The organism is Zhongshania guokunii (assembly GCF_040892635.1).
Taxonomy (GTDB): Bacteria; Pseudomonadota; Gammaproteobacteria; order Pseudomonadales; family Spongiibacteraceae; genus Spongiibacter; species Spongiibacter guokunii.
The window spans coordinates 22,062-37,938 of record NZ_JBFRYA010000008.1; the positions used below are offsets into that span (position 1 = coordinate 22,062).

Annotated in this window: 13 protein-coding genes; 11 read left to right on the plus strand and 2 right to left on the minus strand. The window is 47.8% G+C overall.

What is annotated here, in order from left to right; translation table 11 throughout:
* Nucleotides 1-17 precede the first annotated feature (17 nt).
* The 9 genes from tig (at nucleotide 18) to AB4876_RS10395 (ending at nucleotide 11,167) form a co-directional block, all read left to right on the plus strand.
* Nucleotides 18-1,346 (plus strand): trigger factor, encoded by a 1,329-nt coding sequence (gene tig / locus AB4876_RS10355; RefSeq protein ID WP_368381585.1) that lies wholly within the window; start codon nucleotides 18-20, stop codon nucleotides 1,344-1,346.
* Between the two features lie 120 nt (nucleotides 1,347-1,466).
* Entirely contained in the window at nucleotides 1,467-2,099 is a 633-nt protein-coding gene (clpP, locus tag AB4876_RS10360) for an ATP-dependent Clp endopeptidase proteolytic subunit ClpP (RefSeq protein WP_368381586.1), read from the plus strand.
* 120 nt (nucleotides 2,100-2,219) lie between these two features.
* On the plus strand, nucleotides 2,220-3,494 hold the full coding sequence (gene clpX / locus AB4876_RS10365) for an ATP-dependent Clp protease ATP-binding subunit ClpX (RefSeq protein ID WP_301027449.1): 1,275 nt from the start codon (nucleotides 2,220-2,222) through the stop codon (nucleotides 3,492-3,494).
* A 181-nt stretch (nucleotides 3,495-3,675) separates the two neighbouring features.
* Nucleotides 3,676-6,102 carry an endopeptidase La gene (gene lon / locus AB4876_RS10370; protein ID WP_368381587.1) on the plus strand — a complete coding sequence of 809 codons (2,427 nt, stop codon included), beginning with the start codon at nucleotides 3,676-3,678 and terminating at the stop codon, nucleotides 6,100-6,102.
* Nucleotides 6,103-6,248: 146 nt separating this feature from the next.
* The gene (locus AB4876_RS10375) at nucleotides 6,249-6,521 is read left to right on the plus strand and encodes an HU family DNA-binding protein (protein ID WP_008250078.1); all 273 of its coding nucleotides are present in this window, start codon (nucleotides 6,249-6,251) and stop codon (nucleotides 6,519-6,521) included.
* Between the two features lie 113 nt (nucleotides 6,522-6,634).
* Nucleotides 6,635-8,512 (plus strand): SurA N-terminal domain-containing protein, encoded by a 1,878-nt coding sequence (locus tag AB4876_RS10380; protein ID WP_368381588.1) that lies wholly within the window; start codon nucleotides 6,635-6,637, stop codon nucleotides 8,510-8,512.
* A gap of 57 nt (nucleotides 8,513-8,569) precedes the next feature.
* Nucleotides 8,570-9,376 (plus strand): 4'-phosphopantetheinyl transferase family protein, encoded by an 807-nt coding sequence (locus AB4876_RS10385; protein ID WP_368381589.1) that lies wholly within the window; start codon nucleotides 8,570-8,572, stop codon nucleotides 9,374-9,376.
* 21 nt (nucleotides 9,377-9,397) lie between these two features.
* A complete protein-coding gene (locus tag AB4876_RS10390) occupies nucleotides 9,398-10,573 on the plus strand; it encodes a phosphoglycerate dehydrogenase (RefSeq protein WP_368381590.1) in 1,176 nt (391 codons plus the stop codon).
* A gap of 42 nt (nucleotides 10,574-10,615) precedes the next feature.
* Nucleotides 10,616-11,167: a DUF1285 domain-containing protein gene (locus AB4876_RS10395; protein WP_368381591.1), complete on the plus strand. Its 552-nt coding sequence runs from the start codon at nucleotides 10,616-10,618 to the stop codon at nucleotides 11,165-11,167.
* A 77-nt stretch (nucleotides 11,168-11,244) separates the two neighbouring features.
* Here the strand turns inward: AB4876_RS10395 and AB4876_RS10400 are convergent, their stop codons facing one another.
* Together AB4876_RS10400 and AB4876_RS10405 are read right to left on the minus strand one after the other, a co-directional pair.
* Nucleotides 11,245-12,423, minus strand: a complete 1,179-nt coding sequence (locus tag AB4876_RS10400; protein WP_368381592.1) for a sulfotransferase family protein — start codon at nucleotides 12,421-12,423, stop codon at nucleotides 11,245-11,247.
* Between the two features lie 44 nt (nucleotides 12,424-12,467).
* A complete protein-coding gene (locus AB4876_RS10405) occupies nucleotides 12,468-13,487 on the minus strand; it encodes a hypothetical protein (protein WP_368381593.1) in 1,020 nt (339 codons plus the stop codon).
* A gap of 65 nt (nucleotides 13,488-13,552) precedes the next feature.
* Between AB4876_RS10405 and AB4876_RS10410 the strand changes: the two genes are divergently transcribed.
* Entirely contained in the window at nucleotides 13,553-14,203 is a 651-nt protein-coding gene (locus AB4876_RS10410; protein WP_368381595.1) for a TetR/AcrR family transcriptional regulator, read from the plus strand.
* Nucleotides 14,204-14,662: 459 nt separating this feature from the next.
* Nucleotides 14,663-15,856, plus strand: coding sequence for a sulfotransferase family protein (locus AB4876_RS10415; protein WP_368381596.1), 1,194 nt, complete (start codon nucleotides 14,663-14,665; stop codon nucleotides 15,854-15,856).
* The last annotated feature ends 21 nt before the right edge of the window (nucleotides 15,857-15,877 follow it).

Sequence of the window (15,877 nt, forward strand, 5' to 3'; positions counted from 1 at the left end):
TGTTTTGAGGATCATCGATGCAAGTTTCCGTTGAAACGACTTCTGGCCTAGAGCGCCGTTTAATTGTAGGTGTTCCTGCCGCCCGTGTAGATGGCGCAGTAGATAGCCGTCTGCAAAAAGCAGCAAAAACCGTAAAGCTTGATGGCTTCCGCCCTGGCAAAGTGCCAATGAGCGTGGTTCGTCAGCGTTTTGGTGAGTCGGTGCGTATGGAAGTACTTGGTGAAGTGATGAATGAGTGCTTCTATGAAGCCATTCAGCAGCAAGAGCTAAAGCCAGCTGGCCGCCCAGAAATTGAACCAAAAAGCTTAGAAGCCGGTAAAGATATCGAATTCGTCGCTACATTCGAAGTTTTTCCTGAGATTGAAGCTAAAGATTACAGCGCTATTGAAGTGAAAAAGCCTTCTGCTGAAATCACGCCGGCTGATATCGACAAAATGATTGAAAACCTACGCACTCAGCGTGCTAGCTGGGACGTAGTAGAGCGTGCGGCAGCGGACGGTGACAAGGTTAATATTGATTACCTAGGTACTAAAGACGGCGTTGAGTTTGACGGCGGCAAGGCCGAGGGCTCAGATTTAGAGCTTGGCTCTGGTCGTATGATTCCTGGTTTTGAGGCTGGTGTGGTCGGAATGACTGCTGGCGAAGAAAAAGTTGTCGCTTTGTCTTTCCCTGATGATTACCACAGCGAAGATCTTAAAGGCGCTGCTGTTGAGTTCAAAATTACCCTTAATTCAGTTAGTGCTCAGCAGTTGCCCGAGTTGGATGAAGAATTATTCACAGCATTCGGTGTTAAAGAGGGCGGTTTAGACGCTTTTCGCACTGAAGTTGAAAAAAATATGGCTCGTGAGTTGAAAAATGCGATTAAGTCCCGCATTAAGAATCAAGTCATGGAAGGTGTTTTGAAAGTGCATGCAGATTTGCAAGTACCAAAAGCCTTGGTAAGTCAGGAAATTGACGCGCTGCGCGGTCAGCAAATGCAGCAGTTTGGCGCAATGGCTGAAAAGCTTAACGCTGCGGATATTCTCCCTGATGAGCTGTTTCGTGACAATGCTGAGCGCCGTGTAAAGTTGGGCTTGGTGTTGAATCAACTGATTAGCGCTGAAGGTATTAAAGCCGACTCTGATAAAGTGCGCGCTGCATTAGAAGAAATGTCTGCTAGCTTCGAAGACAAAGATGAGATTATCAGCTACTACATGAACAACCCTCAGCAGCTTCAGCAGATTGAAGGTATGGTCATTGAAGAGGAAGTTGTTGAGAAATTGCTTGAAAAATCGAAGGTTAGCGAAGAAACTTTAAGCTACGAAGAAGTAATGTCGCCACCGGCGGAAGAGGCTGAAGCGTCTTAATTTGCAAGACTGCTCTGGTAATCTGCGATCAAGCGACTGAACCTTAGGTTCCGTCGCTTGTTTTTTTTCTGGTAGGTGATAAATCTGTCTACCCATTTACGATACGGAAGAGTGTTTACTATGTCTCGCAACTCGATTGACGGTATCAGCAATAACTCAATAACTAGCCTGGGCTTGGTGCCGATGGTCGTCGAGCAGACGGCGCGGGGCGAGCGTTCCTACGATATATACTCGCGCCTGCTTAAAGAGCGCGTAATTTTTTGTGTTGGCCAAGTTGAAGATCATATGGCTAACCTGATTGTGGCGCAGCTGCTGTTTCTTGAGTCTGAAAACCCTGATAAAGATATCCACTTGTACATTAACTCGCCAGGCGGCTCGGTTACGGCAGGCTTGTCTATTTACGATACCATGAAGTTTATCAAGCCTAATGTAAGCACTATGTGTATTGGGCAGGCTGCCAGCATGGGCGCGTTTTTGTTGAGCGGTGGAGAGAAGGGTAAGCGTTTTATTCTGCCGAATGCCCGCACCATGATTCACCAGCCTAGCGGTGGTGCTCAGGGCCAAGCGACTGACATTGATATTCAAGCACGTGAAATTTTGATTATCCGCGAGCGCTTGAACCATCTTATGGCTGAACATACCGGCCAAACTTATGAGACCATCGCTAAAGATACTGAGCGCGATAATTTCATGAACGCCCAGCAATCTTGTGATTACGGTTTGGTTGATCAGGTTGTGACTGACCGCAAATAGAATTAGTAGAGGTGTCGGCGAGTTTGCCAGTGTGGGCAAACTTGCAAAAACGGCTAAAAGGCGTCATCTTTACCCTAAGGTGCATAAATCGCCACGCAAAATAGAACAAGGTGGGTATGAATGAGTAGTAAAGACGGCACAGATGACAACGGCAAACTGCTGTACTGTTCCTTCTGTGGTAAAAGTCAGCACGAAGTCCGCAAATTAATTGCTGGGCCGTCTGTCTTTATCTGTGACGAATGTGTCGATTTATGTAATGACATTATTCGCGAAGAAGTTCAGGAAGCGGCAAGTGAGGCTGGTCGCGATAAGCTACCGACTCCCCAAGAGATAAATCACACCTTAGATCAGTATGTTATTGGTCAGGTGCGGGCTAAGAAAGTCCTTGCGGTAGCGGTGTACAACCACTACAAGCGCTTGCGTTATGGTGACAAGAATAAAGACGATATTGAATTAGGCAAGAGTAATATTTTGCTGATCGGACCTACGGGTAGCGGTAAAACCTTGCTAGCCGAAACCTTGGCGCGATTACTCGATGTGCCGTTCACTATTGCCGACGCCACCACTTTAACTGAAGCTGGTTATGTGGGTGAAGACGTTGAGAATATCATTCAAAAGCTGCTTCAGAAATGCGATTACGATGTAGAGAAAGCCCAGATGGGTATTGTCTATATTGATGAAATCGATAAGATTTCGCGCAAGTCTGACAACCCGTCAATTACCCGCGATGTGTCGGGTGAGGGCGTTCAGCAGGCCTTGCTGAAGCTGATTGAGGGTACGGTAGCCTCTGTGCCGCCACAGGGCGGTCGCAAGCATCCTCAGCAAGAGTTTTTGCAAGTAGATACCTCGAATATCCTGTTTATCTGCGGCGGCGCGTTTGCCGGTCTAGACCGGGTTATTCGCGATCGTTCCGAGAAGGGCGGTATCGGTTTTGGTGCTGAAGTAAAGAGTAAGAGTGAGGCTCGTAATGTCGGTGAAATTTTAGCCGATGTTGAACCTGATGACTTGGTGCGCTATGGCTTGATTCCTGAGTTTGTTGGTCGTTTACCTGTTATCGCGACCTTGGAAGAGCTAGATGTCGATGCCTTAGTGAGTATTCTTACTGAGCCTAAAAATGCCCTGACCAAACAGTATTCAAAACTGTTTGATATGGAGGGTGTTGAGGTCGATTTCCGCGAAGATGGTCTGCGCTCAGTCGCTGAAAAGGCAATGACTCGCAAAACTGGTGCTCGTGGTCTGCGCTCAATCCTTGAGTCGGTCTTGCTAGATACCATGTACGATTTGCCGTCGATGGAAAATGTCAGCAAAGTGGTTATTGATGGCTCGGTAATCAAGGGCGACTCGGCGCCAATATTGGTTTACAGCGAGCAGCGCAAGGTCGCTCCAGAAGAATAAACCCCTCTCCAAATCCACTGCGAAAGCCTTTTTCGCAGTGGAACTCCTTTTTGTCACAATCTTTGCCAGTCAAGTCTTGTTTTTAATGCGCTAAGTCCCCATCTTAGGGTTAAGCTGTCTGTATTGCAGGCGAAATATCCGCTTATAGCGGATTGTTGAAATTACATGCGAGGCGAGTTAAATGGCCGAAAAGCGAGAAATACAGGAGCTGCCGCTGCTTCCTTTGCGCGATGTGGTGGTTTATCCCCACATGGTGATACCCCTTTTTGTAGGGCGCGATAAGTCAATTCGTGCGCTTGAGCTGGCTATGGCCAGCAATAAAGAGATTGTGTTGGCTGCCCAGCGCAACCCTGACCTCGATGAGCCCGGTACCGATGATCTTTACGATATCGGTACCGTGGCGAATATCTTGCAGTTGTTAAAGCTTCCCGACGGCACCGTGAAAGTGTTGGTTGAAGGTAGCTACCGCGCGATGCTCAATGCGGTTACTGCTGAGGAAGATTATTTCAGTGCCGAAATTGATGTGCTGGAAGAAAGTAAAATTGGGGAAGAAGAAGCCGACGTTATGTTGCGGTCCGCGATCTCGCAGTTTGAAAAATACATTAACCTGAGTAAGAAAATTCCCGCCGAAGTGCTAACCTCGCTGTCTGGTATAGATGATCCCGGTCGCCTGGCCGACACCATCGCTGCTCACATGAATATGGCCTTAGAGCAGAAGCAAGCGGTCCTAGAGATGGTCGACGAGCGCGAGCGTCTCGAACATTTAATGGGCTTAATGGAATCTGAAATTGACTTATTTCAAGTTGAAAAGCGGATTCGTGGCCGTGTTAAAAAGCAAATGGAAAAAAGCCAGCGCGAGTACTATCTCAACGAGCAAATGAAGGCTATCCAGCGTGAGCTGGGCGAATCGGAAGAGGGCGTTAATGAGCTCGAAGAGCTCGAAAATCGCGTTGACAAAGCCGGCATGAGCAAAGAAGCTCTAGACAAGGCTAAGGCCGAGTTGGCCAAGCTTAAAATGATGTCGCCCATGTCAGCCGAAGCTTCGGTAGTGCGTGGCTATATCGATTGGTTGGTTAGTATTCCTTGGCAAAAACGCTCGCGGGTCAAGCATGACTTGGCGCGGGCCGCAGAAATTCTAAACGAGGACCACTACGGTTTAGATGAAGTTAAAGACCGTATCCTTGAGTATCTCGCCGTGCAGAAACGCGTGAAAAAGGTAAAAGGTCCAGTGCTGTGCTTGGTTGGTCCGCCGGGGGTTGGTAAAACCTCTTTGGGCGAGTCTATCGCTAGGGCGACCAATCGCAAATTTGTGCGTATGGCCTTGGGTGGGGTGCGCGATGAAGCCGAGATTCGTGGGCATCGTCGTACTTATATCGGCTCCATGCCCGGTAAAGTCATTCAGAAAATGTCTAAGGCTTCGGTCCGTAATCCGCTATTTTTGTTAGACGAAATCGACAAAATGGGTATGGATCACCGCGGTGACCCGGCCTCTGCGCTACTGGAAGTGCTAGACCCGGAGCAAAATCACGCTTTTAACGATCACTATCTAGAGGTCGATTACGATCTTTCGGATATTATGTTTATCTGTACCTCCAACTCCTTGAATATACCGCCGGCCTTAATGGATCGTATGGAAGTTATTCGGATTCCAGGGTATACCGAAGATGAGAAGATCAATATTGCGCGTCGCTACTTGATTCCTAAGCAGCTAAAGAATAACGGCCTCAAAGAAACCGAAGCCAGTATTGATGAAGATGCGTTGCAAGATATTGTTCGATACTACACTCGCGAGGCCGGTGTTCGCGGGCTTGAGCGTCAGGTTGCAAAAGTTTGCCGTAAAGTTGTAAAAAACCTCGCTCTCAACGGTGAAAGCGGTGTCATTGAAGTCGGGTCTAGCAACTTGGAAGATTTCCTTGGTGTGCGTCGCTATAACTACGGTAAAGCGGAAGAAGAGAATAAGGTTGGCCAAGTAACTGGTTTGGCTTGGACCCAAGTTGGCGGTGAACTGCTTACCATTGAAGCGGTCTCAGTGGTTGGTAAAGGGCGTCATATTAAAACTGGCTCACTGGGCGATGTTATGCAGGAGTCTATCCAAGCAGCGACAACCGTGGTGAGAAGTCGTTCTAAACGGCTGGGTATACCGGCTCGTTACCACGATCGCCACGATATCCATATTCATATGCCAGAGGGCGCTACACCAAAAGATGGCCCATCTGCTGGTGTTGGTATGTGTACCGCGCTGGTATCGGTTATAACGGGTATTCCGGTGCGCTCAGATGTGGCCATGACAGGGGAGATCACATTGCGTGGTCAGGTTCTCGCAATTGGCGGGTTGAAAGAAAAACTACTCGCAGCGCACCGCGGCGGCATAAAAACCGTTATAATCCCGTCGGAAAATGAGAGGGATCTCAAAGAAATACCTGAAAACATTAAAGCGGACTTGGAAATTCGTCCAGTAAAATGGATTGATGAAGTGCTGAATATCGCACTGGAAAGTATTCCGAAAGAAATTTCTGATGAAGCTTATTTGGCAGGTATTGACGACAACCACAAAAGTGTGGACGGTAATGACGACATCCTCGGTGAATCGCGCGCAAACGCGCACTAGCCGCAGAGATTCCTTGACCACATCCTGCGCAGTTGGTATAAATCCCACTCTTTGCGCAGGCGGCCGTCACTGTCCTTGCGCAGGTTTTTGACTGCCAGCAGTGATTCGTAAAATATTTTCTATAACAATTTGAAGGGGAAGACTAAGTGAATAAATCTGAGCTAATCGACGCAATTGCAGAATCTGCAGACCTGTCCAAAGCAGCGGCTGGTCGCGCGCTGGATGCAACGGTAGAAGCTATTACCAATGCATTGAAATCAGATGATTCTGTATCTCTTGTCGGTTTTGGTACATTCAGTGTTAAAGACCGTGCAGCTCGCACCGGCCGCAATCCACAGACTGGCGCGCCGATTGAGATTTCTGCTGCAAAAATCCCAAGCTTCAAAGCAGGTAAAGCGTTGAAAGACGCCTGTAACTAAGGGATATAGCCATTCCCGCGGTGTTGGGAAGTCGCTATAGGGGTTAAAACCTCTTACAGAAGGCGCATCGAGAGGTGCGCTTTTTTTTATGATTCAGAGTCGGATTCGCGTCAATGCTGCAAAATATTCGCAATAACATCCAGGGAGCCGCGGCCAAATTTATTATCGCGCTCATCATCGTGCCCTTTGCACTTTTTGGTATCGATAGTTTGTTTGGTGGTTCAGGGCAGGTGCCCGCTGCCGTGGTTAATGGTGAGAAAATTTCAGAAGGCGAATTGCAGCAGGCAATCGGACTGCAAAAACGCCGCTTGATAGGGATGATGGGTGATCAAATTGATCCCGCCATGCTCGATGACGCGATCTTGCGCAAACCAGCTTTGAATACACTAATAAAACAGCAGCTGCTCTTGCAGGCTGCCGATGATGTGGGTATCGAAATATCAACGGCCCAGTTGCACTCAACCATAGCGGGTATGCCGCAGTTTCAAGAAGATGGTCGCTTCTCCCAAGCTCGCTACGAACAAGTATTGAGGCTACAGGGATATAGCAGCAGCTTTTTTAAGCAGTTACTAAAATCGGATTTAACGATTCAACAGCTTTCTAACGCAGTAGCCGGTTCGGCCTTTGTTGCGGGTCCTGAATTGTCTCGGGCTATTGGCTTGCTGCATGAAGCGCGGGACTATCATTTCATTACAGTTCCCCAAGCTCCGTATCGCGATGCCATTAAGCTTAGCGATGAAGAAATAAGCGACTACTACCAAGAGCACGCCAATGAATTCTTAAGCGAGGCAGCGGTTCGCTATTCCTACTTGGAGCTGGCCGAAGAAGACTTCTTTGAGCCCGTTTCAGAGGACCAAGTAATTGCTGAATACCAGCGCTTAGTCGAGGCCAGTAGCGCGCAAATCGAGCGTGAAGCAGCCCATATCCTTATCGAAATAAATGACGATACCAGTCGCGAAGACGCCTTGAAAAAGTTACAAGGCATTCGTGATGCGATTGTCGCTGGCGCTGATTTTGGTGACCAGGCGCGGGCGAACTCGGCGGATGCGGGCTCTGCCTCGGAAGGTGGCGCGCTGGGTTACACCAGCGGCGATAGCTTCCCTGCGGAATTTGAAGAAGCCTTGGCGACCCTTAAGGTCGGCGAGCTTTCACCTGTGGTGGAGACCGAAGCCGGTTTGCACTTAATTAAGCTGTTAGACGTGCGCCAGCCAGAAGTGGCCAGCCTCGATGGTGCGCGCTTAGAAATCACTGAACGGCTTCGTCGTCAGCAAGCGATGCCACGCTTAATTGCAGCGGTAGAAGACTTAAAAGACCTCGTTTTTAATGCCGAAAACCTCACTATGCCAGCCAAAGAGCTAGGCTTAACGGTCAAACAGAGCGATTGGCAGAAGAAGTCAGACAGTGATGGCTTATTTGCTTTCGCTGCAGTTAAAGCGGCGGCATTTAATGCGGAGCTGCGCAGCCAGGGCTTGAATAGTGAAGTCTTTGAGTTGACTCCGGAACACTTTGCGGTGCTCCATGTCGAAGAGTATAAGACGCCCGAGGCGTTGCCCTTGGCAGAGGTTCGTGAGGAAATCGCTGCTACGCTTTCCCAGCGCAAGGCAGAGTTAGCGGCCCAGGCCAAGGCTGAGGAAATTCAAACTGAGTTAGCGGCGGGTAAGCGCGCAGAAGAGATCGCAAAGGCGGAGAAATTAAGTTGGAATGCCGTAGCCGCTGGTAAACGTGGCGATTTAGCGGTTGATGCTGCTGTACGTAAGCGCGTGTTTGCTATGCCTCGCCCAGATTCTCAGCCCAGTACTAGTGTTTTGCGCAAAGCCAATGGCGACCGGGTGATATTGCAATTACTAGATGTGAATTATGGTAGTCAATCAAGTCTTGAGCTTGCACAGGCGACTGAAGCTGAGAGAAGTGCTTATCAAAATCGATCTTCGCAGGATTTTTCAGCCTATTTTAATGGCTTGTGGAAAAGCGCAGAGATAAAAATTAATTGATGTAATGCCCTGTCTTTTTATCGGCAGGGCAGTTTATAAAATGGATAAATAAAAATAATGACTTCCGCTTTACACAAACGGACGCTGAGTACAGGTTATGTTGATGCTTGGTTTTGTTTTACCAGCGATCCGCGACTAACAAGCGCACAGCAACAATACGAGGCCATGCTGTCTCCTACAGAGTTGCAGCAATATCAACAGTTAAAACATGCTGATAACGGCTGGGACTATTTGGTAAGCCGCGCGTTGTTGCGCACAGTACTTGCTGAATATTGCGAGCTTGCTCCCGAAGAGCTTGAATTTCAGGTGAACGATTTTGGTAAGCCTGAGCTCAGTAACTCGAGTTTAGCGTCGGTAATTCAGTTTAATACCGCGCACACCAGTGGTTTAACGGTATGCGTTGTTACTCGCGATCACGCCATCGGTGTTGATGCAGAATGCCGCGCCGAAAACCCAGGCATTTTGAACGTTGCAGATGACTATTTTTCGTCCTTAGAGCTTCAGGCTTTAAAAAGTAGAGCAGAAAGCGAGCAGCTCGATTACTTTTATCGCTACTGGACGCTGAAGGAAGCCTATATTAAAGCGCGGGGTGAAGGCTTGTCTGTGCCACTACACGATTTTTCGGTGGTGCTAGGCGATGATGGTGAGTTTGTTGAATTCGTAGGCCCGCAGGCAGAAAGCTGGGATTTCCGTATACTTTGTCAAAATAGTGCCTATACCGCGGCCTTGAGTATGAACGCGCAAATCATTGGGCTAAATTACTTTAATAGCGTGCCGCTAGGGCCGCAGTCAGAACATACCGCAGCAGACGCATTTAATAACTTGTCAGTAGTAGATAGCGCACGCCGGAACAGAATCGGCTAAAAAAACAATAAGGAGTAGATCTTGCACAAAGTATTAACCTTGAATCAAATTTCGCCTAAAGGTTTGAGTCGGCTACCCATTAGCGACTATGAGCTGGCAGGGGAGTTTTCTGCTCCCGATGCGATTTTATTACGTAGTCATAAGCTTCAAATTGAAGAAATTGCGCCTAGCGTTAAAGCAATTGCTAGAGCTGGTGCCGGTACCAATAATATTCCATTAGCGCTATGTACCGAGCGTGGAATTCCTGTTTTTAATAGCCCTGGTGCTAACGCCAATGCGGTAAAAGAACTGGTGATTGCGGGCTTGGCGCTCGGCTCGCGTGGTATTTTAGAAGGTATTTCCTACGTAAACACTCTCGGTCATATGACTGACGCTGCCGAGATGGCCAAGCTCTTAGAAAAAGAGAAAAAGCAGTTTAAAGGTAATGAGTTGGCTGGGCGCACCCTTGGTGTCGTTGGCTTAGGCGCGATTGGCTCGATGATCGCCAATGCTGCGCTTAGCTTAGGTATGGAAGTTATTGGTTATGATCCAGCGCTGTCAGTTGACGCCGCGTGGCGCCTGCCAAGCTCTGTTAAGAAAATGGATAATTTGAACAGCCTGTTTGCTCGCGCTGATTTTATTACCTTGCACTTGCCGGTTTTTGAGTCAACGCGTGGTTTGGTTAACACCGATTTACTGGCCTGCTGTAAGCCAGGTTGCTGTTTGTTAAATTTTGCCCGTGAAGAGATTGTTGATGTTAGTGCTGTTATTCGCGCCCTAGATAATGGCAGTTTACGCAAATTTATTACCGACTTTCCTGTTCCTGCACTGATTGGCCGTGCTGATGTTGTATTGATGCCACATATTGGCGCCAGTACTGATGAAGCTGAAGAAAACTGCGCAATTATGGTTGCCGATCAGTTAAATGATTTTCTCCGTAGCGGTAATATTAAAAATTCAGTTAACTTTCCTAATTTACAACTAGACCCAAGTGGCCAGTGTCGCCTTGCTATTGCAAACCACAATGTGCCTAAAATATTAGGCAGTGTTTTGGGCTTGTTGGCAGACGCGGATATTAACGTTGTGGATATGCTTAACAAGAGTCGCGATGAGATTGCTTATAATTTGATTGATCTCGGAAGTGTAGTCGACAGCGATTTACTCACAAAATTGCGTGCGTTAGATGGTGTTATCAATGTGCGCTTAATTCAGTGGTAAAAGGGCTCATTTAGGCAGGGGAGTTTCTTTAGGAGGAATAGCATGGCATCGCTAGACAGTATTCAAGCATTACTTAAAGGTCAGCGCGGGCTTCCTCCAATAGAGCGTTGGCATCCCGAGCTCAGTGGTGACATTGATATTGTTATAAAGGCCGATGGTCGCTGGATTCACGAAGGTGGTGAAATTAAGCGCCATGAGTTGGTTAAGCTTTTTGCGTCGATACTGCGCAAAGAAGAGGATGGCGACTACTATCTCGTCACGCCGGTAGAAAAGTGGCGTGTTCAGGTTGAGGACCTGCCCTTACTGATCGTCGACTTTGAGCTTGCTGATAAGGAGACTGCTACTGACGCGCCCAAAATAATTGTAAAAACCAATGTAGATAGTTGGTTTGAGTTGGGCGTAAATCATCCGCTAGTAGTTGCGACTGCGCCAGCTACAGGTGAGCCTAGCCCCTCGGTTCTCACTTTTCATGGTTTAGCCGCTAGAGTGAGCCGCGCGTGTTTTTATCGTTTGGTAGAACTTGCAGAGCCCGTTGGCGAGTCCTTGGTTTTACGAGCAGGCGGTGAAGCGTTTGTTTTGGGGGCAAGTCGCTAAATATATTTTAGACCCGCCGGCTATATAAGTTATTGCCGGCGGGTTTAGCCTACCAGTTGCTTGTCCTCGCATTACTTTTAGTGCTGAATAAAGCGGGCAATGTAGTCCCCAAATCGCTCATTAATCATCTTTTCACTCAGCCCGAACTCTGCAAGTGAATACTCATGTTTTCCGAAGCGATGTTGCTCATTACTATTGTGCCATGCAGCCATTGCTTGCTTGGCAGGAGCATTCAAAGCTCGTCCCGAGCGGTCGTACACCTCCTGAGCAATGCCGATAGGATTTTTACGAACATCTTCGTAACGGGCATCGACAATACAACTGGCTAGGTTCATTTTGTCGCGGTCGTGGAGGTAGCGGTCCATCGCCCAGCCCCAATACCGCATGACTTGCTGTCCCACTAAGTGCTTGTCGATAGGCTCCGAGCGCAAACTCCACATGGCGCTGACAAACTTGGCCCATGAGGGAATGGTAACTAACGGGTCGCGGTGGGTGTGTAAGATGGTGGCGCTGGGATAACTGCTTATTAATGATTTCATATTGGCAATGTAGCCCACCCCTTTCATTACCCAGGGCCTATCGCGCTTGCCGCCATCCTGCCATTGTAGGTACTGGACAAGGGTCTTAGTGTAGGCGAATGGGGCGGAACTAGAGCGCTCGGTGACCCAATCCAAATAACTGGGGCTAAACACCAGTTGATTCCATATGGTGTCGTCAAAGGTGAGCAGGTAGAGCAGCCAGTCTTCATCAACTTCTTGTTCTTCCATATGGTGGGCAGCGTGGACGGCATTATTATCGGTTGCCACCAAGTTCGATGTTCCAGCTAATGCAATTCGTGGGTCAGCTTGGTCTGGCTGGGCTTGTGTAAACGGAGCGGGGTTCCACAGCCGCCAAAACAACATTTTTTGAACATTGTCTGGGGCGGATAATATTTTCTGCATTTTGGTGGTGCCAGAACGGCCCAGACCCAGAATAATGATTGGATCGTCAACATCCTCTTGCGAGATCTCGGGGTGGGCTTGCAGATCCTGCTGAAAACGAAGCCGATTCACTAAGCAGCGCTGCACATCGGCTACGATGCTTGCGACCCCCTCTGGGTGTAGCGTGGAATCCAGCACAATGCACTTTAGTAGTTTTTGCATTGGCAGCATAAAGCTGTCGTCGCCGAAATCCCTTAAACCACTGGTTTCTTGGGCTTGAGCAATTAGCGTGTCGACGTTTAATGCGTTTGTTACTTCCGTTGTCTTAAGACTCATATTTGCTATCCTTATTGGCGCGTTATTTGTTGTGTGGCAGTGCTTTAGATAAACATACTTGGCCGCAGGGGAGGGTAAGTCCACAATTCTCTAATACCTGATTTCGCGGCAAGCACATCGGGTATACGGTTAAACAAGCTACTCGCAGAAGCCATATGTGAGGCTTCACGTACTACACGTACCTCCATGCTGGGTTTGCCCTGTACCTTCCAAATCATCTCCTCTTGCTCATCTTCGCGGAAATCGCGGTATTCAAAGCAGGCGTTTACGGTAATACCTTGTTTGGTGAGGATTTCGACGCTCATGCGGGTGCCAACGACGGTTCCCGCCCGGAGGTTTTGTTGCAGCCAATGGCTGTAGTGGTCTTGTGTCCAAACAATGGGTTCTAAATTCTCCTTAATGTCGCTAACGTCAAGTCCAAGCGCATCTATTACGCACAAAGGAGGGATGATAGCGATGCCTGCAAGTCCGGTTTTTCCGCCAACATCGTTGCTTAGGTATTCATCAACACTCAAGCCAGCGCCGCAGAAACGCAGCAGGTGAACACCTTGGCGGGCGATATCGGTGAAGGAGGTGTGGGTCATTGAGGTGATCTCGGTATTTGGTCCTACCGACAGAATTCCAGCCCAAATACGGGTCATATCCCAGATGCCGCCGCCAGTGAAGGTGACGTTATTCTTAAGCGCCAGCGCTTGCAGCTTTTCGGCAATGCCGGGATTAAGGCGGCGAGGGTTGCAAGACTCTGCGCCGTGACAGAGTATATTTGCGCCAGCAGACATCAAGCGTTCATAAGATGGGTAGTTGACCTCAAGGCGATCGGAAACCGCGACAAAGGCAATGTCGGCCGTGAGTCGGCTGTAGTTTGCGGTGTCGCAGTCTTCCACCTTTAAGCCAATAGGGTCTCTACCAAGCAGTGAACCGAGGTCTTGGCCAATTTTCTCGCCGACCCGATTATAGGCGCCAACAATTTCCCAGCCTTTATCTAAGGCGAAGCCCGCGAGTTGTTGGCCAACAAAGCCTAAACCATAGATGGCAATACGTGGCGAGATCTGTGAAGATTCCATATTATTATTCCTTTGTTGTGAAGTGATCGTTTCGGTTTTTTAACGTTTAGCTAAGAAAAATAAAAATGACTGATGAATTTCAACTAATAAGGCCTAACGAGGCGATGCGTCGCAAGCCGATACAAGACCGCTCTAAAAAAGTTGTGGCCGCTATTGTCGATGCGGCCCATAAAATTCTGCTTGAGAATGGCAGAGAGGCGCTGTCGACGACGAGTTTGGAGGTGGTATCGGGGGTGCCGAAATCGTCTATTTACCAATACTTTCCAAATCTTGATGCAATTGTGTTCGAGGTCTACCGCGTGGTTATGCGCGCCCAGCATCTCAAGGGCTATCGTGAGTTTCCCAGCGATCAAGTGCATACGGTCCAGTCGTTTATCCATTGGTTGCTGGATTGGTCTATTGAAATTCATCGTAAAGTTCTCGAAATTGATAAAAATCTCCTGCTCGGCCACAAGGGGTTTTGGGACGCTTGGCAGGAGCTTAATGATAATTTGGCGCCAGAGGGCTCGGCCGAAGAATTTATATACGACAAGCTAAAATCCTGCTCTGACTTTAAATCGGGTAAAAACGATTTGTTGCGAGTGCATGCCCTTGGTCGTGCTGCACAATTTATGGTTTATGCCCTGATTACCGATAATATCGAATTTATTGATGACCCCGAGTTTCGTTTAACTCTCGTAAAAATGTGCTGTGCTATTTTTTCTGAAGAAAAATAAATTTAATTATTTTTAAAAGTTAAACTTCAATTATTCTAAATTAACCATTTTCAATTATGAAATCTACAGTACTGCTCTTAAGGCTGCTTGGTATTAGGCCGTTTTAGCCTCGTAAAACCCCCGCAAAATATAACCTCGATTTTTAGTTTAATAAAAATTCCTATTAATCAATGGGATAGTCTGTATTTCTTGTTCTTTGAAACCTGACCTGCATCTTCTTGTTACATGGGCTTTGGCGTTGCTATATTGAGTCTCGAGACAATAATGGCTTAGATTTAAGCAAAATCAATAGATAGTTCAGCCTGTCTGCTGGTTACGTAAATTGGTGTTAAGCGCTTTAAATTGATAATAATCGCATCAATTATGTGTCTTGATTTTCAAGATCTTTTTGAATTTCAGTTAGTAATGTTTTTCCTGTCGATACGCTATAACGCTGTTTAATGAAATAAGGATAATGAAATGAATAGTCAAGTTGAAAGCATTGCGACGCCTGCTGGCCCGCAGGCAATTCCGTTTTATGTTGAAGATCTAATGACTGCTGCACGGGCCGAAACAGGGCTTAGTGATTTTGGTGATTTAGGTTTTACTACCGGCCTAGGCGTTTTATGCGAGTCGCTTCGCACTGAAGCGAATTTGCATGAGGGTGGTGTGATTGGCCAAGGGCAAGAGCTGTTGCGCTTATTGATCAATCGTTTGCGCTATATCGACGATGTGAAAAAACATCCAGAAATTTTGCAAGAAAAAATCATCGCGCCAATCGTTGTTGCCGGTTTGCCGCGTACCGGCACCTCAAAATTGCAAAGAGTCATGTCCGGTGACCCTGGCGTGCAGCGTTTGGATGTGTGGCGCTTGTTAAATCCAGCGCCTTTCCCCGATGAAGAGGCGGGTAAACCAGAAGGTCGGATTGCCTTTGCCAAAGTGGTTGAGGATACCTTTCGAACCCAGTTTCCAGGTTGGATGGCGCGCCACCCAATGGAAGCGGAAGAGCCTGATGAAGAATTATTTATTATGGAGATGTCTTTCGAATCGACGGTTTCCGCAATGCTCGCTCGTGCGCCAACATTCTTTGAATACTCAATGAACTGCGATCCGCGACCTACCTATAAAATTTTATTTGAAATGATGCAATATCTGCAGTGGCAAGATGGCGGTAGCAAGGGCCGGCCATGGATTATGAAGTCGCCAGTTCATATTGGTTACATGGATATTCTTTTTGAATTTTTCCCCGATGCAACCGTTGTTCACTGTCATCGTGACCCGCTTAAAACCGTGCCGTCATTTGCCACCACCATTCAAGAACTGCGTAAAACCAGTACCGATCAAATAGACCCAGTAGAAGTAGGGCATGAGTGGTTTGACTACTGGGCGCGGCTAACCGATCGCTATCTCGCGGTGCGCGACAAGCTGCCCCTCGACCAAATTGTCGATGCAAAATTTGAAGAAATTTGCGACGACCCACTCGCCGTCATTAAACGAATTTATCAAAAAGCAGGCCGTGAATTGACACCAGAGGCTATTGCAGGATGCACGGAATACGATAGTCGGCGCCCAGCTAATCACTGGGGCGAGTACAGTTACACCCTAGAGGAATACGGTTTGGATGCGAAGGAAATCAGAACACGCTTCGCCGAGTATCTAAAACTATTCCCCTAGTACTTACTGCTTACAGGAAGT